This is a genomic window from Polaromonas glacialis (assembly GCF_000709345.1).
Classification (GTDB): domain Bacteria; phylum Pseudomonadota; class Gammaproteobacteria; order Burkholderiales; family Burkholderiaceae_C; genus Polaromonas; species Polaromonas glacialis.
Genome location: NZ_KL448325.1, coordinates 160,356 through 179,887, shown reverse-complemented (window position 1 = coordinate 179,887; position 19,532 = coordinate 160,356). Strand labels below are relative to the sequence as shown.

Below are 19,532 nucleotides of genomic sequence, written 5' to 3'. Positions count from 1 at the left end.
TGAAAGCCGCTGGCGGGGATGCCATCGGGCGTACCGGGCGGCGGGCCGGTTCTGCCAGCCGCCGGGCCAGTCCTGGGCGCATGAGAAACGAATCCGGGCCACCGGCACGCGTGCGTGGCGCCTGGGCGGGGCAGGGCGCGGGCAAGTCCTTGTCGTAGTTGAAGTATTTCATGGCGTGCTGGCAGGGGAAAGTTTTGACTTGGATATTTTGCCATTTGTTTATGCGACTTATCTTAGGGTAGTCTATGTAAAAACCCGCTGTAGTTCACATAAAACTGTCGTTCATTCACATAAAACTGTTGCCAGGTTTCACATAAAACTGTACCTGCGTGGACCCAAGCGCTGCCGACCTGCAAGGATGCGCTCATCCTTCATTGATTCCGTTCACTTCAGGAATGGTTTTATGTGAAATTCCACGCGAAGAACATTATTGTGTGAAAGAACTTCACTCAATTTTGGTACTGGATTTTTGGAAATTCAAGAAAATCAACGGCTTGTGCTTGCCCTGCTGGAACACTTTTATGTGAATGAACGGTTCGCTCACACAACTAAATTTGACCCCAGTTTGCAACTAAATCTGGCCCTACTTTTGCGCATGCTGCTTTCGGCTGTGCATCGCTGGGTTCGATCCAGCCAGAAGGATAAGCCAGCGCGCTGCTGCCGTAAAGATGAAGGTACTGCGCCGTGCACTTTCTGAGCGCATCAATGGCGCGGCCCGGCGTCGCACCGAACGCCTGCAGGGGGCTCGTGCAAAGACGGGCCGTGAATCGGGCTCCATCCTCGAACAGCCAGAACTGCGGCCGCTCACCCGGCACGCCCAGCAGGCGGTGGCGTCGCCACGCCTGCGCTGCGGGCTGCGCCGCAGCCGCTACATACCAGCCGTCGCACGGCGTCCAGCTCAGGCAGGGGCCGCTGCACACGGCCAGCACGCGCTGCCAGCGGTCTTGCTGTGCTTGGTGCCGTGCATTGCGCCGGGCCGATTTGTCAGGAGATGGTCGCGCAGTCCATCCGACCGTGTCCGCGCTCAGGCCCCAGAAGCGCAGGCTGCCGCCCTGCTGGACTTGTGCTGACCAGTCGCACCGGCTTGCTTGGTCGTCCACAAGATTCCAGTCGGCAGCGCCGGCGCTGGCCATGGCGCTGGCCCGGGCCAGTGCCTCGCGCCACAGCGCCACCATCACGTGTGCGGCCGCGTGGTATTCGATCCAGTGCCAGGCCGCTGCACTCAAAGGGCAGGGCGCGCCCGGCAGCGCATCGCGGCCGGGCACCATGCTCGCTGGCGCGAGCCGGCCGTGCAACGGGTCGGCACCCGGGCGCCACGGGTGTCGATAAGGCCAGCGCCGCGCGTGCGCCTCGGGCTCCATTTGAAGCGCCCACAGCATTTCAGCCAGAGCGGGCATCGCGCTGGGGTCCGTGCGCAGCAAGCGCGCAAGGCGCGGCGGATCGGCACGTGCGCCCAGCAGCCGCGTTCCTTGAGTCCACTGGCGGCGCACCACATGGCGCCGCAGGTGCCGCGACATGGCCCGGTAGGTCCATGTCGCGGAGGAGTCCGTCCAATAGGAGGACCGCGCTGGCATTGGCGTCGCAGGCGCTGCTGCGCGCTTGACGGCGCCCAGGCGCGGCGCGCTCGCCTGCACCGTGAGCATTAAACGCGTCGCCTGCAGCGGCTTTTCAAAGCACGCCGGCCAGGCCAGTCCCAGCGACGCACTGCACTCGAACAGCAAACCGAGCCATGCCGGGCTGTCGCCGCGCCTGGCGAGTTCGCGCCACGGCGCCGGCTTGATGAGCCCGGACAGCTGGCCGAGCCAGTCGACGACCGGCACCAAGGCACGCGTCAAGCTGGCAGGCAGCGTCGGGCAGCGGCACGTTTCGCGCGTAAAGAGCGCCAGCCGGTAACACGCGCAGCTGCCTGCACGCGCGAAGTCCGCCGGCGCCAAGCGGTCCCTGAACGCTTGACCACAGTGGCACTGCGCCAGCAGTGGCGTGCCATGAATGGGGCACACGCTCAGGAGGCGCAAGGAGAACAGCGCCGAATGGTAGCCCTCGGCCAGGCAGGGGACGCACAGCCGAAAGCCCGGCGTGACGGCAAACCTCAGCCAGGGCGCCAGCGCGCCGAAGTGCGACCCCGTGAACATGGCAGGCGCTTCGCCCAGCGCGCTGGCCAGCGCATCGGTATTGACCGCAGCCCTGGCGTTGTGCAGCGGGTACAGGCTGCGCGGCCTCTGCCCTGTCGCGCTCAAGGTGGTCGGCCAGTCGGGCAGCTCCCCGGACCGCATGCCATTGAGCGCGGTCACGCGCAGCACGGTGTGCCAGAGCGATGCGTAGGGCAGGATGCTGCCCGGGTGCCAGGTCAACCGCGCCGCCGGTGTTGAGGTGAGCATGGCGCATCACCCCGGCGCCTGGCACAGCTTGGGCGCTGCTGCCGAGACAATGCCCATCAACGCCTTGTGGCCGCTCTCGGCCACGATGCGTTGCCACGACTCGGGCGACGCCGCGTCGCGCCAGTCGGCGCCGCCGGCCACCCGCAGCAGCACGTGCCGGCACGCCTGGACCACGGTCTTCATCGGAAAGTCGGTCGGTCCGGCGTAGCGTGGCGGGAGCTCCTCGGTCATGGCTTTCATCAGCGCCGGCGCCTGGCTTTCCATCCTGAAACCCTCGGCCCACGCCTGGGCTGCCAGGCCGGCGGTGAACGACACGCCCGAGCCCGAAGGCCACGCCGTTCCGCTGTCATAACCGGCCATCACATAGGCCAGTTCCTGGACGCTGCGCACGCCATGAAACGCCCTGGCCACCAGCATGAAACGCGCCGCGACATGCGCGCCGCCGGACAGGGCCATGCCGATGGGCTCGTCGAAGAACTGCAGCGACGCCACCGAGAACACGCACAGGCGGATGCGCTGCTTTTGCAGCGTGCTGTGCAGCTCGACCAGCCAGATCCACTCGCGCTGGGTCATCGACTGCGCCTCGTCGATGACCAGCACCACAAAGCGCCCGCCGCCTTGCGCCGCCATCGCCATCCACCGCTCGACCAGCATGTGCTGGCGGTCCAGCGGGCTGCGCACGGCCTTGGCCAGCGGGTGCGCGCTGGCATCGAGCAAGTTCGCGTAGAACCGGCCGACCGACTGCGCGCCGCCCGAGTCGATATGGCTCCAGACCACCATGGGCACGTAGCCGCCATGGCGCTCGGACAGCAGTTTTTGCAGCCAATGGTCAACGGCGCTCGACTTGCCAAAGCGCGAGGGGCCAAAGATCGTCGCGCCGTCCGCCTGGTCGTCGAGCCAGCCGGCGATGCTTTGGGCCATCTCGTGGATGGCCAGCGTGAACAGCGAATAGTCGCGCGTCACGATCGGGTGGTCGCGTGCGATGTGGGGCGGGATCAGGAGCGGTGCCAAGGGCGCCGCCGTGGCGTCGTGCGTCACCATTGCTGGGCCATTCGCATTGGCGGCAGCACGACGGCTGGCTCGGGCGGATCGGGTGCGGGCGCTGGCGGCTCAATCCTGCCAGGGGCCGGCGTTGCCGCCGCAGGGAATGCGGCGACCTTGGCCAGCGCCACCATGGACTGGCCCGCCAGCGACTCGGCATGGCTTTGCAGCACGCGCCTGGCTTGCAGGTAGGCGGGGTGGGGAGGGAGCTTTTTGTCCGCGCAAGACTCGGCGTAGCGCACCAGCTCCTCGACGGCATCGCAGCTGCCCGACAGGTGCAGCAGGCGCCGCTTTTGCAGGGCACGAATTGCCTGGCGCATGTACAGGGTGTGCGGCGTCTGGTGCCAGGGCGGCGCGGCGCGCACCGCGCCGAGATAGAAGCCCTGCGTCGTCGATACGCTCGCATAGCGGGCGTCGTCCTCATTTTCGATATGGAGCCACAGGCTTTTGCCGATCAGGTCGGTGCGCAGGCACAGCCACTCGGCCGAGTACCGGGCGTTGGCAAAATTGAAGTGCGGCCGCCGCCCCGTGTGGGCGCCGCCCAGCAGCGTGCACAGCTTGCGAATGCCCACCATCCGCTGCACTTCGCCCGGGTCTGCCGTGCGGATCGTGGTGGAGGCGCTGGATGTCAGAAAGTCGAGCTGCTCAAGCGGGCTGCGGTAGCCCAGGCCGCTGTGCGGGATCGCGTTGTAGTTGGCCACGAGCGTGTCGAGCAGTTCCTCGGCATATTCGAGCTGAAAGCCGCTTGCCTGGGCAGCGGCATCCGGGTCGCGGCCCTGCTTGTCTTTCGGTGCGCTGCCCGTGCTCGTCGAGAGCCGGTGAAAGCCGCCCTCGGCCAGGTGCCGGAAGAGCGACTCGATAAAGGGCCTGTCGTCCAGGCTGCGTCGGCTGGAGTAACTGTGGGGATCTTGCGGTTTGAGGATGCGCGCGCCGACCACATCCGTCAAGGGCCGCTCGACGCGGGCGCAGATGTTGGCCAGCGCCCCATCGACGCTGAACTCATTCCAGCACGCGCCCAGGTAGCGCGGCGAGCGCCCGGACGGCAGGCCGGCGCCCGGGACGTAGGCGTTGGCGCTGAACTGGAGCTCGCGCGGGCACCATGGCGTGAGCGCGCGCTTGACGGCGCGCAGCACATCTTCGGCCGAGCATTCCCGGCCCAGGCTCAGGTGGTAGCCCAGCACCGCGCGCGAGGCCACTTCAATGAGCACCACGACCCAGAGCCGGTGAATTTTGCGGGCCTCTTGGCCGCCGTGCGGCGAGGGCACCATCACGACCATGCGGCTGTCGAGCTTGTGCGCATCGCATTCGACCCGCTCGAACGCCTGCAGGCGCGGGCGCTCGGCGCCATCGCCCGCCCTGGCCTTGCGCACGGCATCGATGCCACCGAGGATTTCGCGTTGGCGCTGGGGGTTCTCGGACAGGACTTTGTCAATAAAACCGCAGATCGTGACGTATCCCATGCGCTCGACGTTGAATGGCCACTCGCCGCGTTGCTCGTAGCCCAGACGGCGCAGCTCTTCGATGAACCAGTGAAACAAGCTCTGTCTGGGCTGCCGTGGCGCTGCCAGGGCGCGTGTTTTGCCGAGAATTTGCTGTCGAAACTTTGCTTCGAGCTGGTGCCCATCGGGAGAAGAAAATAGCCACTGAAGCGCGCCAACCGCGCCGTCTCCCCACGGGTCGACCTTCGGCGCAACGTATCGCGTGTAGGCCTTGATTCGAAAGAATGGCAGCGCGCCGCGCCAGCCCAGCACCGTCCCATCGTCGGCCTGCTGCATGCACCTGTCGGCAATGAGCCGGTAAACGTTGCGCCGTTTGAGCCCGGTTTCCTCACGCAGCATGGCATCGGTTGCACCATCGGCATACAGCTCGATAGCGCGCTTGCGTTTGAGGAACTGTTCACGCCGGTCTTTTGGCAAGGCCGCCGCGTCGACATGGAGCCACTGCGCTGGATCAAAAGGCTGCAACAAGGGGAAATCCCTGCCCGTGGACCGGCCACCAATTCGCTGCCGTTTTGCCATTGCACGCTCCAGTTCAGAACGCCATCAAGGGTCAAATTTACTTGAAACTGCCAGCAAGGGCCAGAATTGCTTGCAATTTGGTCGGCTGAAATTGTCGCTATGGGTGTTTTTTGCGCCTTATTGACCCTAATTTAAGGGCCAAATTTAGTTGTGTGAACGTTGTTAGCCAACAGTACCCGGCTTCGCTAAGCCTCGCGCGCCAGGATCGATGGCCGCGAGCGCGTGCGTCACAGCTTGTCCATCCGTTGGCCGGACCAGTCGGGCCACTTCTTTTCCATCGTCCAGGAAGATCAGGGTCGGCCACAGCTTGACCCCGAATGATCGGCCCAGCGCCCGGCCGCGGCCGTCCTCCACCTTGAGGTGCCTGACTGCGGGATGGGCGGCCAGGGCCTTTGCGATGATGGGCGCGCTGGCAAGGCAAAAGCCGCACCAATCGGTGCCGAACTCCAGCAGTGCAACCCCAGGCAAGGCATCGATCGCCTCGCGTGATGGCGGATCGCTGGCATAGCTAAGAGCAGATGTCATGATTTGAGGTTCCCTTTAGTAAAGCGATCAAAACACGCTTCAGTGCCAACTGTCAAAAAATCAATAGATTGCATATTGTGATCAGGCAGTCTTTCGCTGACGGCTGAATAGTCACAAAAGATGGCTCCATTCTTCTCGTACTTCAGTGCGAGAGGCACTGCCTTGACGTGGCGAATTCCTACACTCCCGCGGCAGCCTTTTCCACAGGCCCGCACGAGTTTTTGGGCCAAAGTGCGAAGGACTCCGATCCGCTTCGGGTCGGTATTCACCTTTTGGAACCTACCTTATGACCGAAACCGTGGCTTATGAAGACGCGGTGGATCTGCTCGACGCAGACCACAAAGCCGTCAAAAAACTTTTCATCAACTTCAACGCGTTGTGCGAAGACAATGCGCCGGCCGATCAAAAGCAGCCCATCGCCCAACGCATCTGCCAGGAGTTGACGGTCCACGCGCAGATTGAGGAGGAGATTTTCTATCCCCAGGTGCGCGAGGCGATCGGCGATGACGCGTTGATGGACGACGCACTTGAAGAGCACAACGAAGCCAAGCAAATGATCGCGAAAATCCAGGCCATGGATGCCAGCGACGAAGGGTATGACGCTATGGTGAAGGCACTTGGAACCCTCATCGATCACCATGTTCTCAATGAGCGCGAGCAGATATTCCTGCAGGCGCGAAACGCCCCGCTGGACCTGCGAGGTATGGTTCCGGAACTATTCGCTCGAAAAAAGCAACTACAAGCTGAGGCAAAGCCGGCTGCTTCACCAAGGAAGAAGAGGGAAGCGGCATGAAAGCACTTGTCTACAACGGCCCGCGAGACGTGCAGGTCAGGGAAGTGCCGGATGCAAAGATCGAGCGCACCACTGACGTGCTGGTGAAGATATCGAGTGCCAATATCTGCGGATCTGACCTGCATATGTACGAAGGGCGAACCAGCATGGAGCCCGGCCGCATCCTGGGCCATGAAAACATGGGGGAAGTCATTGAGGTGGGATCTGCCGTCGATCGGGTCAAGGTCGGCGATCGCGTCTGCCTGCCATTTAACATCGGCTGCGGCTTTTGTGAAAACTGCGAGAAGGGCTTGACCGGTTTCTGCCTCACCGCCAATCCCGGTACTGCTGGCGCGGCCTACGGCTTTGCCGGCATGGGACCCTACAGCGGTGGACAGGCCGAGTATTTGCGGGTGCCTTACGGCGACTTCAATTGCCTGGTGCTGCCGCGTGGCTCGGAGGAAAAGGAAAACGACTATGTGATGCTCTCGGACATCTTTCCTACGGGCTACCATGCGACCGAGCTGGCTGGCGTGAAACCTGGGGATAGTGTCGTGATCTATGGCGCGGGGCCCGTCGGCTTGATGGCAGCCAGTTCTGCAACGCTCAAGGGCGCGAGCATGGTCATGGTGGTAGACATGCATAAGGACCGCTTGAAGCTTGCTGAAAAGCTGGGCGCCATTGCGATTGACGACACCGAGGGCGACGGGGTGGAGCGCATCATGGAGCTGACGGGAGGAAAAGGCGCTGACTGCGGCTGCGAATGCGTGGGTTACCAGTGCTGCAACATGCACAGTGAGGAAGTCCCCAACCTCACCATGAACAACCTGGTGGCCACGGTCAAGGCGACGGGGGGCATCGGCGTGGTCGGTGTCTTCGTGCCAGAGGATCCCGGGTCCAAGGAGAAGCTCCAAAAGCGTGGACAGATGGCTTTTGACTTCGGGCAGTTTTGGATCAAGGGCCAGAGGATGGGGACGGGGCAAGCTAACGTCAAAGCCTACAACCGTCTGCTGAGCCGGTTGATCGAAAAGGACAAGGTCAAGCCCTCGTGGATTGTTTCGCATGAACTGCCGCTCGAGCAGGCGCCCGAGGCGTATGAGAATTTTGACAAACGAAAAACGGGCTGGACCAAGGTGGTGCTCAAGCCGGGCAAATCAGCATAGCCCGAAGCATGCGCCCTTGACCATCACTGGCTTGTCAGGCGTGAGTTTTTTACTGACTTTATGGAAAGAGGTATTGTCATGAAAACGCTGAAAAAATTTGCTTTAGGTGTGGTGTCTGCAACACTGCTGCTCGGCTTGATGGCTTGTAGCGGCATGACGACGCGTCAGAAGGACACCGCGATCGGTGCTGGGGTCGGCGCCGTTACGGGTTCCGTGCTGTCGGGCGGAAGCGGCGTCGGAACTGTGGGCGGCGCAGCGGTCGGCGGGATCATTGGCAGCGAGGTCGGTAAAGACAAGAAGTAAGTACAAGGAGAAATGAATGGATGGCACAGCGACTGGCGCGCACGTCAGTCGCTGTGCCGGGACCCGCAAGTTCGCAGGGCGCGAGCGCTCAAGGCAACGAGGGCTGCCAAGGCGCAACCGGCAAATCTGGCGATGGCGTCACCGTGATATCCCGTGCTTCAGCGGCGGCGAACTTAATCCAGGTAATCACAACGCGAAGGAAGAGCCATGAGTCTGGGAACCATACTGTTGATCGTGCTGATCCTGCTGCTGATCGGTGCCTTTCCTACCTGGCCGCATAGCAGTAGCTGGGGCTACGGACCCAGCGGCGTGCTTGGGCTGGTGGTCATCGTCATTGTCGTGATGCTGTTGATGGGGCGGCTGTAACGGGTATTCACACTCTGCGAAGCGGTGGATTGCGCGTATCGTCAGCGGCACCGACTTCGACGCTAATAACCTATGCGCTGCCTCTTGATCCTCGCCCATCCTCGCCGCGACAGCCTGTGCGGTGCACTCTTCGATGCTTACGCCGAGGGCGCGCGGCAAGCAGGCGCGCAGTGCCGTGAGTTGATCCTGAGTGAGATGAGGTTCGATCCGGATGTCCACACGGTCTCGCCCGAACTGCAGCCGCTGGAGCCGGACCTCGTGCGCGCCCAGCACGACATCGCTTGGGCGGAGCACCTGGTGTTCATCTACCCAACTTGGTGGGGCACCTTCCCAGCCCGGCTCAAGGGCTTTCTCGACCGCGTCATGACGCCGGGCTTCGCCTTTCGTCATGTCGCACCCGACAAATGGGACAAGTTGCTCGCTGGCCGCACGGCTGACCTGATCACGACAATGGATACGCCGCCCCTTGTCTACTGGCTCGTCTATCGAGCGCCGGGATGCCAGGCGCTGGCGCGTGCCACGCTCGGCTATTGCGGCCTGCGCACTGCGCGTATCGAGACCTTCGGTCCGGTCGTCACCTCCAGTCCAGAGCAACGCCGCCGCTGGCTGGACCGTGCGCGGACCAGCGGTTCGCGCCTGGTGCACGGCGCCCTCTCTCCAGCGAAGCGCCGCGCGCAAAGGCTCTTCGCATGGCTCGCAGCGCTTCGCCTGCAGTTCTACCCGATGACGTGGATCGTCTATACCGTTGGCGCACTCGCCGCCGGCGCGGGCAAACCGATGTCCATGACACCCTACCTGCTCGGCTATCTCACCCTGTTTCTACTCGAAGCGGCCACCGTCTTTCTTAACGACTGGTTCGATTTCGACAGCGACCGGCGCAACCGCAATGCCGGCCCGTTTACCGGCGGCTCGCGCGTGCTGGTGGATGGCCGGCTCGAACGCTCGGCGATGCGCAAGGGCATCGGCCTGTCGCTCCTGGCCGCAGGGGCGGCGCTGATCGCCTTGCTCGCGGCCGCTCCAGCAGCCTCGGCCATGGCGATCGTCGTGCTGTATACCGTGTTCGCCGCGCTCGCGCTCAGCTACACCGTCCCGCCGCTAAAGCTTTCGCACCGCGGATTCGGTGAACTCGATGTGGCGCTTACCCACAGCGCCGGCGCCATCATGGCCGGCTACGTGGTGCAGGGCGGCGGCTGGAGCGACGACATGCCGTGGCTGCTGGCGCTGCCACTGGGCGTGTCGATTTTGCCTTCGATCCTGCTGGCCGGCTGCCCCGACCGCGCGGCCGACCAGGCTGCGGCCAAGCGCACGCTCGTGGTGATCCTCGGCAAACGCAGCACCGCGCGTCTGGCGATGGCGGCGACCGTCGCCGCACCGGCCCTCGCGGCGCTGCTGTCGCTGGCGCGACCGGATATGGCATCGCTGCTTGGCTGGAGCGCCGCCGGCGGCGCCGTCCATGGCGCGTGGCTATGGCTGCGCCTGCGCCGGTTAACGGCCCGCGAGATGCCCGAGCGCATCGACGGCGCCATCGTGCTGGCACTCACCTTCATGCTCTGGTTCTGCGTCCCACCGCTGATTGCGCTCATGCGCGGGCCGGGAGCGTGAAATGTCAGCATCGGACCGATGCAATTTCGTCTCGCGCCAGCGCACTTCAGCGCTTGTCAAACTAAAAGGAATCACCCATGAAAGCCTTTGCTGCTATACACACCTGCCCGATTGACCTGCGGAGGCGGCCATGATTGAGATTCGCAAGGGCCAGGCACCGGCCCCGCTCGTGCGTGCGGAGTTCGGCGTCCGGTTTCGTGCCGGCTTCATCGATCCGGCGTTCCGTGCCGAAGATCAGTCACTTGCGCGGCTTGAAGAGATTGCCTGGGCCGCCTACACCGAAGGCCGCAAGGCCCCCTTCACGCAGAAGGCAGGCCCGGGTTATGCCGATCCGGACTACGACTTGTCAACCGAGTGGGTTGCCACGAAGCAGCGCATCGTTGACGCGCAACAACGCTGGGCCGACCCCGAGAGCCCGTCCCGGGTGTTGCTGATCTGCGGCTCGGCGCGCAATGACGGCACCTGCCCGGGCGAGATGTCCAAGACCTTCCGTTTGCTGCAAATCGCTCGCGAGACGCTGGAACAGGCCGACACCCAGGTCGATGTACTGGACCTGAGCTTGCTCACTTCCGACTACAGCCGCCATATCCACCCCTGCAAGGGTTGTGTATCGACCGCGATGCCCTTGTGCCACTGGCCATGCAGCTGCTACCCGAACCACGCGCTCAACCAGACCAATGACTGGATGGCCGAGATTTACGAACGGTGGGCTGCCGCCCATGGCGTGATCATCGTCTCGCCTGTGTACTGGTACCAGAGCCCGAGTCCATTAAAACTGATGATTGATCGCCTGGTGTGCGCTGATGGTGGCAATGCCGACCCCACCTCGACCTGCGGCAAAAAAGCGGGCAAGGCCAAAGAACTCGAGATGGCCGGCTGGGATTACCCCCAGCATCTGGCCGGGCGCACCTACGGGCTGGTAGTTCATGGCGACGTGGCCGGTGTCGATGACGCGCGCCGCGCGCTATCAGACTGGCTCGACTGGATGGGTTTCATCGATGCCGGCGCACAGGCGAGATTAGGTCGCTACGTCGGCTACTACGAGCCGTATGCGACCAGTCACGAAACGCTGGACCGGGATGCGGCGGTGCAAGAAGAAGCACGCAATGTGGCGCGCGCGGTGGCCCAGGCGGTGGTCGAGTTGCGTTCTGGCCGGCTCCAGGCGGTGCAGCCGAGCCTGTCGCGTCCCCGGAAAAAGTGAGACGCGAAGGCGAAGGGGCCAGCGGTTCTGACATTTGTGAGACGACACGCAGACGCCTCAAGGGCAGCCTGATAAGCGCATATTCCACCGTCTCTCACGGGTTAGATCAAGGAGAGATACGGTGAACATACCCCCCTGTGTCAGACTAGTTGCCGCTCCCCCGTGATTGCGGATGATCCGCATTGGAGCGCTATTCATGACAACAAATCGACATTCAACTGAATTCCAAGAACAGGCCCTGAGCAAAGCCAGGCAACGAGGCACACGCAGCGTCCAGGACGTTGCCAATGAATTGAATATGGCGGTGGGCACCTTGAGAAAATGGATCAGCAAATCCAACCAAAAGCATGAAGTCGGTGGCCCCGCAGCGCAACTGCCTGACGACTTACCGGCCCAATCGTGGAGCCCTGCCCAGCGCTTGCTTGCGCTGAACCAGACGCATGCCATGTCGCAGACACAGCTGCATGCATGGTGCCGAGAGAAGGGGTTGTTTGAGCACCAACTGAAGGCCTGGGGTGAAGCATTCTGCAGCGCCACAGCGCCTGAATCGCGCGAAGCCAAGACAGCGTTGCGTGAACTGCAAGTCAAACACGATGGGCTGCAGCGTGAACTGCACCGAAAAGAGAAGGCGCTGGCGGAAGCCGCAGCTTTGCTGGTGCTTGCCGAAAAAAGTTCCAGGCCCTGTGGGAGGACGAGGAGAAATGACCACTTGCAAACAGCGGCAGATCCTGCTGCCGCTGATCCGACAGTGCTGCGACAGTGGCGCACGTCTGCAAAAGGCCTGCGCCCTGATTGGGTTGGATGCGCGTACTGTTCAGCGCTGGAGACGCCCGGAGAACCAGGAGGGAGACCTCAGGGTCGGCGACAAACGCCGCATCACCGTGCCGCCCAACAAGTTCAGTGAGGCGGAGCGACAAGCTGCGCTGGAGGTGGTCAACAGCGATGAGTTCAAGGATCTGCCACCAAGCCAGATCGTGCCGCGCCTGGCTGACCAGGGCCTGTATGTGGCCAGCGAGTCGACCCTGTACCGACTGCTGCGTGAAGCCGGCCAGTTGACGCACCGCCGCCTGGAACGGGTGGCGCAAAAACGCAGCAAGCCAGTAACCGGTAACTGAACGGCGTCCTTCCTTGCAAAGGTGTCGCCGGGAACAATGCCTTCATCGATTTACGATGAGGAGCAACAGCGATGCAAGCCATGGTCAACGAGGGCGTAAAGCGCCGTCACCGTTTGAACGAGCAAGCCTGGCTCGAAGCGTTCAAACGCTTTGAAGGCGCCGGATTGACGGTAGAGGCGTTCTGCCGCCGTGAGGGTCTGTGCCGCAGTAGCTTTGCCCGCTGGCGTTCGCGCTTGCTTGGTGGGGCTGGCGTGCCTCGCCAGCTCAAGCAGGACGCCCAAAGCCAGGCACCGATGGCTTTCGTCGATTTGGGTGTGATGGGCTCGGGTGCGCCCGCGCCCTGCCCGGCGCTGGAGTTGCGCCTGGACCTCGGCGCGGGTCTGACCCTCACCCTGGTTCGGCGCTGATGTTCTTCCCCGAAGGCCAGATTCGCGTCTTCCTTTTTGGTCAACCGGTGAGCATGAGGCTGTCCTTCGATGGCCTGTACGCACTGGCGCGGCACGGGCTGCATCAGGACCCGCTGAGCGGGCATCTGTTTGTCTTCGTCAACCGCCGCGCCACGCAGATGAAGGTGCTGTACTTTGACCGCAGCGGCTGGTGCGTGTGGGCCAAACGACTGGAGGCCGGGACATTCTTGCGTGACTGGAGTGCGGTGGTTCACCGCGAGATGGACTGGACGGCGTTGAAACTCATGCTCGAGGGCATCGAGCCCAAACGGCAGTACAAGCGCTATCGCAGCCCGCGCAATTGGGGACAATCCTGTGCCGTACCGCAGGCGCCCTCGGTAACATAAGGTCCATGTCTTTGACGCTGACGCCCCGAGTTCCTGATGCCATCGCGGTGGCTGCGCTCGGGCCTGCGAAAATAGCGCAGATGCTGCAGAGCCAGGCCGCGCAGATCGAGGAGCTCAAACGCCAGATCGAGTGGTTCAAGCGCCAGATCTTCGGCAACAAGCGCGAGCGCTTTGTGCCCCAGGTCGATGCGCAGCAGATGCACCTCGGCCAGTTGCTGGGCGATCTTGCACAGCCTGGCGATCAGAGCGAAACCACCCAGATCGTTCCCGCCCACAAGCGCCGCCGGACCGTCAGCGACTTTAGCGATGAGGGGGCTGCGGCGGCGACATTCTTCGACGAGGCCAAGGTGCCGGTGCAGGTCATCGAGGTCCCCAACCCCGAAGCACAAGGTCTGGCGCCCGAGCAGTACGAGGTCATCGGCGAGAAGGTCAGCCACCGCCTGGCGCAGCGCCCAGGCAGCTTTGTCGTGCTCAAGTACGTGCGCCCCGTGATCAAGCGCCGCGACACGCAGACCCTGCACTGTCCGAGCGCGCCGCTGGGCGTCATCGAGGGCAGCCGTGCCGACGTCAGCTTCATCGCCGGCGTGTTGCTGGACAAGTTCCGCTGGCACCTGCCGCTGTACCGCCAACACCAGCGCCTCCAGGAGGCCGGCTTCAAGACCAGTCGGCCGTGGTTGACACAGCTGGTGCAGCAAGCGGCACAGTTGCTCGAACCCATCTACACGGCGCAGCTCGAGTCGATCCGTGCCAGCCGCGTCATCACGATGGACGAGACCCCGATCAAGGCCGGTCTGGGCGGCGGCGGCAAGATGAAGACCAGCTACTTCTGGCCGGTTTACGGTGAACATGACGAGGTGTGCTTCCCGCACTTCGAGTCACGTCGCCATGAGCATGTGCAGCAGGCCCTGGGCCTCAAACGCAAACCGGGCACCGTGCTGCTGAGCGACGGCTACGAGGCCTATGCCAGCTACGCCAGCAAGAGCGGCATCACCCACGCTCAATGCTGGGCCCACTCCAGGCGAGCGTTCTTCGAAGCGCAGGGCGCCGAGCCCCAGGGGGCGGCCGAAGCCTTGCGCCAGATCGGCGCGCTCTACCAGATCGAGGACGATATCCGCCAGGCCAAGCTCTCGGGTGAGGCCAAGCGCGTGCATCGTCTCACCCACAGCAAGCCTCGGGTTCAGGCATTCTTCACCTGGGTCGATCAGCAGTTTGAACAGCAGGGCCTGTTGCCGAAAAACCCGTTGACGAAGGCCTTGGCCTATGTGCGCGAGCGTCGTGCGGGGTTGTCGGTCTTCCTCGAAGACGCTGACGTGGCCATCGACACGAACCACATCGAACGTGCCCTGCGCCCGATTCCGATGGGCAAGAAGAATTGGTTATTTTGTTGGACGGAGGTGGGCGCCAAGCATGCCGGCATCGTGCAAAGCCTGATCGCGACATGCCGGCTGCACGATATCGATCCATACACCTACCTCGTCGATGTCTTGCAGCGCATCAGCATGCAGCCGGCGCAGCGCGTGCATGAGCTCATCCCGCGGCTGTGGAAGCAACACTTCGCCGAGCGTCCCTTGCGTTCGGATCTGGCTCCATGAGCGAGCTGTCCCAGGCCCAGGTCGTCCAGGCGGTCGTTTCTGTGGAACGCATGAGCGCTGCACAGCGCGTGCAGCTGGCCGACGAAATTTATCTGCGCCAGCCCAACTTGCTGGCCTCGGTGCTGGTGCTCGAGCGCATGGGCGTGAGCCTGCAACAGCTGGAAGTACCGATTTACATCCTGATGGTGGCCTACCAGGCCATCAAGGCCTCTAGGCTGGACTGGCCCCTCATCACGGAGGACGTTCAGGAGCGCTGCCTGCAGCGCCTCAATGGCAGCATTCGGTTCGACGAAGGTTTGAGTCCCGAGCTTATGCGGCAAGCCGCCCAACAACGCGTCGACGGTCATGCGCAACGCTATCTGCTGGCGTTCGTACACGGATACTTGCGCGATCATGACTTGCTGGCGGTTCGCAGCGATGCCGAGAAATACCTGCTGCTGGCGTCCTTCAATCTCGTCGAATGCATCGCCGCCACCGCGCCCGGCGGCACACCTCAGCGCCGTCCTTCTTCTGGCAAGCAAGCCGCGCCCTGACTCCGACCTTCCTGAGCATTCGGGCTTACGCGTCAACAACGCCGCAGGGTTACCGGTTACCAAGCCACGCGCGCTGGTGGCCACCGGGCCCGATCAGATTTACTGCTGGGACATCAGCTACTTGCCCACCGAGGTACGCGGCATCTACTTCTACCTTTACCTGTTTGTGGATTTGTTCAGCCGCAGGATCGTTGGCTGGCAGGTGTACGACTGCGAGAGTGCTGAGTTGGCCAGCGGGCTGCTCCAGGCCATCTGCGAGCGTCAGGGCATCACGCCCAATCAGCTCACTGTTCACTCGGACAACGGCTCCCCGATGAAGGGGGAAACGATGCTCGCCACCATGCAGCGCCTGGGCGTGGCTGCGTCTCGCAGCCGACCGGCGGTAAGTAACGACAAGGACTACGTCGCATACTGCACTCCTTCCGTACGTTCAGGTGGAACCGTTGCCTCGAGACGCCGCTGCGAGAGCTTGGCGCCGGGCTTCTTGCGGAGAGCCAGGTCGCCTGGTGGTTCATACAAGGACTCGTTCTTGTCGCTGTAGGCATGACCTCGCAACAGGCCGCGCCGCAGCCAGATCTTGACAGTGTGGGCGGTGACTTGCAATGCGTCGGCCATCTCTTGCAGTGTCAACATGCCGCGCTCGCGCAATCGGTCGTATCGTGGTTTGAGATGGTAGTCGCGCGCCAGACGCGCGACCATCCGTGTATTGAATGCCGATCCCGCGCCCGGCGCGAATCCACGGGCATTGAGAACGTCGGCGATCTGCGCAGTGGTGTGTTCGTCAAGCAAGCGGTCTATCTCCTGGACCACGGAAGTCGGCGTCACACGCTGCTGCCAGGAGCACTTGGGCAGGGGTAGATGCAGCGACTTGCGCGCACCACCCTTGAAGCGAATATGTATGGTGATCTTGTCGTCACGATTCAAGGTGACGTCCTCCACCAGCAATCTGACCATGCGTTTGCGATCGCGATCGAGCGTACCCGGATCGTTCCACAGGCGAGGGAAGTCGGTGGCCAGTTGCACGATCGCTTTGCGCTGCTCGTCAGTCAACAGGCGTGCGTCTTCGTCTCGGCGACGGGTGTACTCCTCGCGTGCCTCGCCCAGCGCGCGCAGCTTCTCGTTCCAGTCCGCCTCCAGGGAGTCGGCCACCAACCGGTTGTCGGGATCAACGCGCATGAATCGTCGCTGCGCCAGTTCGCATTCGTACTGCGCGCGTTCAACGTGGGCATGGCGCATGCGGTCGGCCTCTTCAAAGCGGGACTGCAGTTCCTGTTGAACGACCAGCGACACCTCGAGCGCAACCGGATTGACCGCCTCGATGAGCATCGCTGCGACCGCTTGGTCAATGCCGGTTCCGGGCGCGTGTTGGCACACCGCTTGACCGTGCTTGATGCGTTCGCGCTGGCAGATGTAGTCGGGACACAATTGCCCATGACGATCGTGATAGCGAACCGTCATGCGTTGACCGCAGCGCCCACACAAGACCATTCCCTGCAGCAGCGCAGGCCCCTCGCGCGGTGGTCCGCGCCGCCGATCGGTGCCCCTCGCCTGCGCGTTAGCATGCAGGCGATGCTGGTTGAGCTCGAACTCGTCCCAGGAGATATATCCGGCATGGCTGCCAGGGATCAACGTGACCCATTCATCGCGCGGCCGTCGACGCAGCCGGGTGCGGCCATCGATGGTTTTGATCGTATGGCAACGTCCATAAACAAACGCTCCAGCGTATCGGGGACTGTGCAGCACCCGAAGCACCTGGTCGTGCGTCAGGCTGCCCCACAGCAGTTCGCCCTTGTGGGGACCCTTGGCGCAGCGCCGCGGGAATGCCAGCTTCTCATCGCGCGCGGCCTTGACCGTGGCGCAGGCCGAGCCGGTGCGGGCGAACGCTGCGAACAGCCACCTCAGGCAATGCTGGACTTGCTGATCAGGATCGAGCACGAGCGTGCCCTCGCTGGTGTAGATCAACCCCACGGGCGGGCGCATCTCCAACTCGCCGCGGCGCGCCTTGTTCAGGATTCCGCCCTGCAGGCGCGCGCGCAGCACATGCAGTTCCGCCTCGCTCATGGTGCCCTTCAGGCCCAGCAGCAACCGGTCGTTGAAGTGTGCCGGGTCATAAACGCCATCCTCGTCGCAGATCAGCGTCGAGGTGAGCGCGCAGATCTCCAGCAACCGATGCCAGTCCATGGAGTTGCGTGCCAGGCGCGAGACCTCCAGACCCAGCACGATGCCCGCGTGGCCCATGCCGACTTCGGCGACCAAGCGCTGGAAGCCTTCGCGATCCGTGGCGGCGCCGGACTGGCCAAGATCGGTATCGATGACGATGACGCGTTCGTCTGCCCAGCCAAGGGCCACGGCGCGTTGGCGCAAGCCGTACTGGCGCTTGGTGCTCTCGGTGTTCTCGAACACCTGGCGCAGCGTCGACTGGCGGACATAGAGGTAGGCGTTGCGCTTGAGGTGACTGGCCTGCACCTTCTGATGGTGATCATTCAACATACGAGGGCCTCCTGCCGATTGAACAAAACCATACTGGCCAGCAGCATTGCAACGTCCCTGTGCAACTGCGCTGGACAGATCTGCTGGTCACCCTGTGGCGGCGCGGGCGTCGGCGTCGGCGCCACGCACTGACTCCACGCCTGCATCCAGGCGCACATTCCGCGACGGGTGAACAAAGCCAGGCCCTGGGGTTGAACGGTCGATTGGCCAAGCACCTGTTGGCGCAGATCCTCGTAGCGTGCAACCAAACTGTCGTCGCGCAGCAGCGGCGCTGGCGACACAAGTATCAGCGCTGTTTTTTTTTGCGCAGCAACTGCCGCTCGATGCTGCGAGGGTGAACTTGCACCCCGAAATGTTGCTGCACCAACTCGGCCAGGCGCTCGGCACGAACGTTCGGATCGGTAGTACGCGCCTCGCAGACGAACTGCAGCACCGTTGGCGTGAGTTTGTGGCCACCGTGCGGACCACTCTTGTGGGCAAGTAAACCCGCCAAGCCGCCGTTCTCGAAGGCCGTCATGGCTTGGTAGAACGAGGGACGCGAAAAGCCGCAGGCCTTGGCAGCCTCGCTGATCGAGCGCTTGTCGATGTTGACCAGTCGCAGCATCTCGTACTTGACCTGCAGTACATCGTCGGGGTCGAAGAACGCGTTGCTGGCGAACAGTGCGTGAGTGACGCCGTGCGGACGCGGGTTGAGCGTAGCGTGTTGGCGCAGGACCGCTTGTTTGTCGTGCTTGTCTCGATCTATGGGCATGGAACCTCCTCGGCTCAGGCCAGTCAATGTATGTAAATAGGATTATGTTCGGCATGATCACACTGTCAAGGTGATCACTGCAAGCGACAGGAGGTTTCATTTCCAGCGCGCTGGATGAGCTGCCATGCCGGTAGTATCGAACAGATGCAAACCAAGACGTAATCGCCTTTACACTTTGCACAATATCCTCTTTACACTGGGGGGGCCGGTTCATGACTTCATTGCCTCGATCAGTTTCACCAACTCGAGGAGTTCCTGAGCCCGGAACGCGGCACGTCCCCGCGCCACAGCATTGAAAGGGTCCTCGGCGACCAGGTCGGTCCAGACCGCCGGCATCGAGTGCGAGACTCCAACTGTGTCGTGGAAAAAAACCCTGTCTTCGCGCCAGTTCCTCCCACGCTCGACCAGATCGAACTCCTGACCGAACAGCGGATGGTGCGGATGGGTTACGCGAAAAGGTCGTCGCTCAACGTCGCCATGCGGCGCAGTTGACTGCTCGCTCCAACCCCTACTCGGAGGCTCTGTTCAGGACACTGAAGTACCGGCCTCAACTGCCCGTCAAACCGTTCAATGGCTTGCTACAGGCGCGGCGCTGGGTGACAGAGTTGGTGCACTGGTACAACCACGAGCATCGGCACAGCGCGATTGGCTTTGTCACGCCTGCTCAACGTCACATGCAAATCGATCAAGCCCTTCTGGATGACCGCGTCAAAGTGTATGCCGCAGCGCGCGATGCCAACCCAAACCGCTGGTCCGGTCCGACCCGCAATTGGGACCGAATCGCACAAGTCCACCTCAATCCGGAAACCCAACAAAACCAGAACCAACTCACCCAACAAATCGCCTGAGCATCAAACTTTTTGCGACAACTAGCTTGACATCCACCGCT

At 62.8% G+C, this 19,532-nt stretch carries 19 protein-coding genes and 2 pseudogenes; 14 read left to right on the top strand and 7 right to left on the bottom strand.

All coding sequences use genetic code 11. The features are described from left to right. Positions 1 to 548 precede the first annotated feature (548 nt). The 4 genes from EC86_RS0122845 to EC86_RS0122830 form a co-directional block, all read right to left on the bottom strand. On the bottom strand, positions 549 to 2,378 hold the full coding sequence (locus EC86_RS0122845; RefSeq protein ID WP_156955458.1) for a hypothetical protein: 1,830 nt from the start codon (positions 2,376 to 2,378) through the stop codon (positions 549 to 551). Positions 2,379 to 2,384: 6 nt separating this feature from the next. Beyond that, positions 2,385 to 3,419 (bottom strand): ATP-binding protein, encoded by a 1,035-nt coding sequence (locus EC86_RS0122840; protein ID WP_029528149.1) that lies wholly within the window; start codon positions 3,417 to 3,419, stop codon positions 2,385 to 2,387. After that, on the bottom strand, positions 3,413 to 5,386 hold the full coding sequence (locus EC86_RS0122835) for a hypothetical protein (RefSeq protein WP_051676295.1): 1,974 nt from the start codon (positions 5,384 to 5,386) through the stop codon (positions 3,413 to 3,415). Before EC86_RS0122835 ends, EC86_RS0122840 begins: the two co-directional genes overlap by 7 nt. Before the next feature lie 213 nt (positions 5,387 to 5,599). After that, entirely contained in the window at positions 5,600 to 5,962 is a 363-nt protein-coding gene (locus EC86_RS0122830; protein ID WP_029528147.1) for a thioredoxin family protein, read from the bottom strand. Between the two features lie 286 nt (positions 5,963 to 6,248). On the opposite strand from EC86_RS0122830, the gene EC86_RS0122825 reads away from it, so the two are divergent. The 13 genes and pseudogenes from EC86_RS0122825 to EC86_RS30110 all read left to right on the top strand — a co-directional run. Beyond that, positions 6,249 to 6,755 (top strand): hemerythrin domain-containing protein, encoded by a 507-nt coding sequence (locus tag EC86_RS0122825; protein WP_029528146.1) that lies wholly within the window; start codon positions 6,249 to 6,251, stop codon positions 6,753 to 6,755. Further along, on the top strand, positions 6,752 to 7,897 hold the full coding sequence (locus EC86_RS0122820) for a glutathione-independent formaldehyde dehydrogenase (protein WP_029528145.1): 1,146 nt from the start codon (positions 6,752 to 6,754) through the stop codon (positions 7,895 to 7,897). Before EC86_RS0122825 ends, EC86_RS0122820 begins: the two co-directional genes overlap by 4 nt. A gap of 78 nt (positions 7,898 to 7,975) precedes the next feature. Further along, positions 7,976 to 8,200 (top strand): glycine zipper 2TM domain-containing protein, encoded by a 225-nt coding sequence (locus EC86_RS0122815; protein ID WP_029528144.1) that lies wholly within the window; start codon positions 7,976 to 7,978, stop codon positions 8,198 to 8,200. A 207-nt stretch (positions 8,201 to 8,407) separates the two neighbouring features. After that, a complete protein-coding gene (locus EC86_RS28100) occupies positions 8,408 to 8,566 on the top strand; it encodes a DUF3309 family protein (protein ID WP_036773949.1) in 159 nt (52 codons plus the stop codon). Positions 8,567 to 8,650: 84 nt separating this feature from the next. Then, positions 8,651 to 10,168 (top strand): NAD(P)H-dependent oxidoreductase, encoded by a 1,518-nt coding sequence (locus EC86_RS0122805; protein WP_232230019.1) that lies wholly within the window; start codon positions 8,651 to 8,653, stop codon positions 10,166 to 10,168. A 130-nt stretch (positions 10,169 to 10,298) separates the two neighbouring features. Next, positions 10,299 to 11,369 (top strand): flavodoxin family protein, encoded by a 1,071-nt coding sequence (locus EC86_RS0122800; protein WP_029528142.1) that lies wholly within the window; start codon positions 10,299 to 10,301, stop codon positions 11,367 to 11,369. A 196-nt stretch (positions 11,370 to 11,565) separates the two neighbouring features. Beyond that, a complete protein-coding gene (locus EC86_RS28095; RefSeq protein ID WP_232230031.1) occupies positions 11,566 to 12,273 on the top strand; it encodes a hypothetical protein in 708 nt (235 codons plus the stop codon). Further along, positions 12,167 to 12,484 (top strand): helix-turn-helix domain-containing protein, encoded by a 318-nt coding sequence (locus EC86_RS0122795; RefSeq protein WP_232230030.1) that lies wholly within the window; start codon positions 12,167 to 12,169, stop codon positions 12,482 to 12,484. The genes EC86_RS28095 and EC86_RS0122795 overlap by 107 nt, the downstream gene beginning before the upstream one ends. Before the next feature lie 71 nt (positions 12,485 to 12,555). After that, complete coding sequence (gene tnpA / locus EC86_RS0122790; RefSeq protein ID WP_029523700.1) at positions 12,556 to 12,891, top strand: IS66 family insertion sequence element accessory protein TnpA; 336 nt, start codon at positions 12,556 to 12,558, stop codon at positions 12,889 to 12,891. Further along, a complete protein-coding gene (gene tnpB / locus EC86_RS0122785) occupies positions 12,891 to 13,277 on the top strand; it encodes an IS66 family insertion sequence element accessory protein TnpB (RefSeq protein ID WP_029528140.1) in 387 nt (128 codons plus the stop codon). The genes tnpA and tnpB overlap by 1 nt, the downstream gene beginning before the upstream one ends. Positions 13,278 to 13,282: 5 nt before the next feature. Beyond that, on the top strand, positions 13,283 to 14,869 hold the full coding sequence (tnpC, locus tag EC86_RS0122780) for an IS66 family transposase (RefSeq protein WP_051675644.1): 1,587 nt from the start codon (positions 13,283 to 13,285) through the stop codon (positions 14,867 to 14,869). After that, positions 14,866 to 15,402: a hypothetical protein gene (locus tag EC86_RS0122775; protein WP_029523703.1), complete on the top strand. Its 537-nt coding sequence runs from the start codon at positions 14,866 to 14,868 to the stop codon at positions 15,400 to 15,402. The genes tnpC and EC86_RS0122775 overlap by 4 nt, the downstream gene beginning before the upstream one ends. A gap of 55 nt (positions 15,403 to 15,457) precedes the next feature. Then, positions 15,458 to 15,805, top strand: a pseudogene (locus EC86_RS30110) (transposase); the annotation flags it as partial. On the opposite strand, the gene EC86_RS0122765 reads toward EC86_RS30110, so the two are convergent. The 3 genes and pseudogenes from EC86_RS0122765 to EC86_RS30630 form a co-directional block, all read right to left on the bottom strand. Then, the gene (locus EC86_RS0122765) at positions 15,802 to 17,892 is read right to left on the bottom strand and encodes a recombinase family protein (RefSeq protein WP_029528138.1); all 2,091 of its coding nucleotides are present in this window, start codon (positions 17,890 to 17,892) and stop codon (positions 15,802 to 15,804) included. The pseudogene EC86_RS30110 and the gene EC86_RS0122765 overlap by 4 nt on opposite strands. A gap of 286 nt (positions 17,893 to 18,178) precedes the next feature. After that, a complete protein-coding gene (locus EC86_RS0122755) occupies positions 18,179 to 18,643 on the bottom strand; it encodes a helix-turn-helix domain-containing protein (RefSeq protein ID WP_036773946.1) in 465 nt (154 codons plus the stop codon). Between the two features lie 210 nt (positions 18,644 to 18,853). Next, positions 18,854 to 19,081: pseudogene (locus EC86_RS30630) on the bottom strand (DUF5372 family protein); the annotation flags it as partial. Between the two features lie 50 nt (positions 19,082 to 19,131). Between EC86_RS30630 and EC86_RS28085 the strand changes: the two are divergent. Beyond that, a complete protein-coding gene (locus tag EC86_RS28085; protein WP_198026885.1) occupies positions 19,132 to 19,491 on the top strand; it encodes an integrase core domain-containing protein in 360 nt (119 codons plus the stop codon). Positions 19,492 to 19,532: the final 41 nt, after the last annotated feature.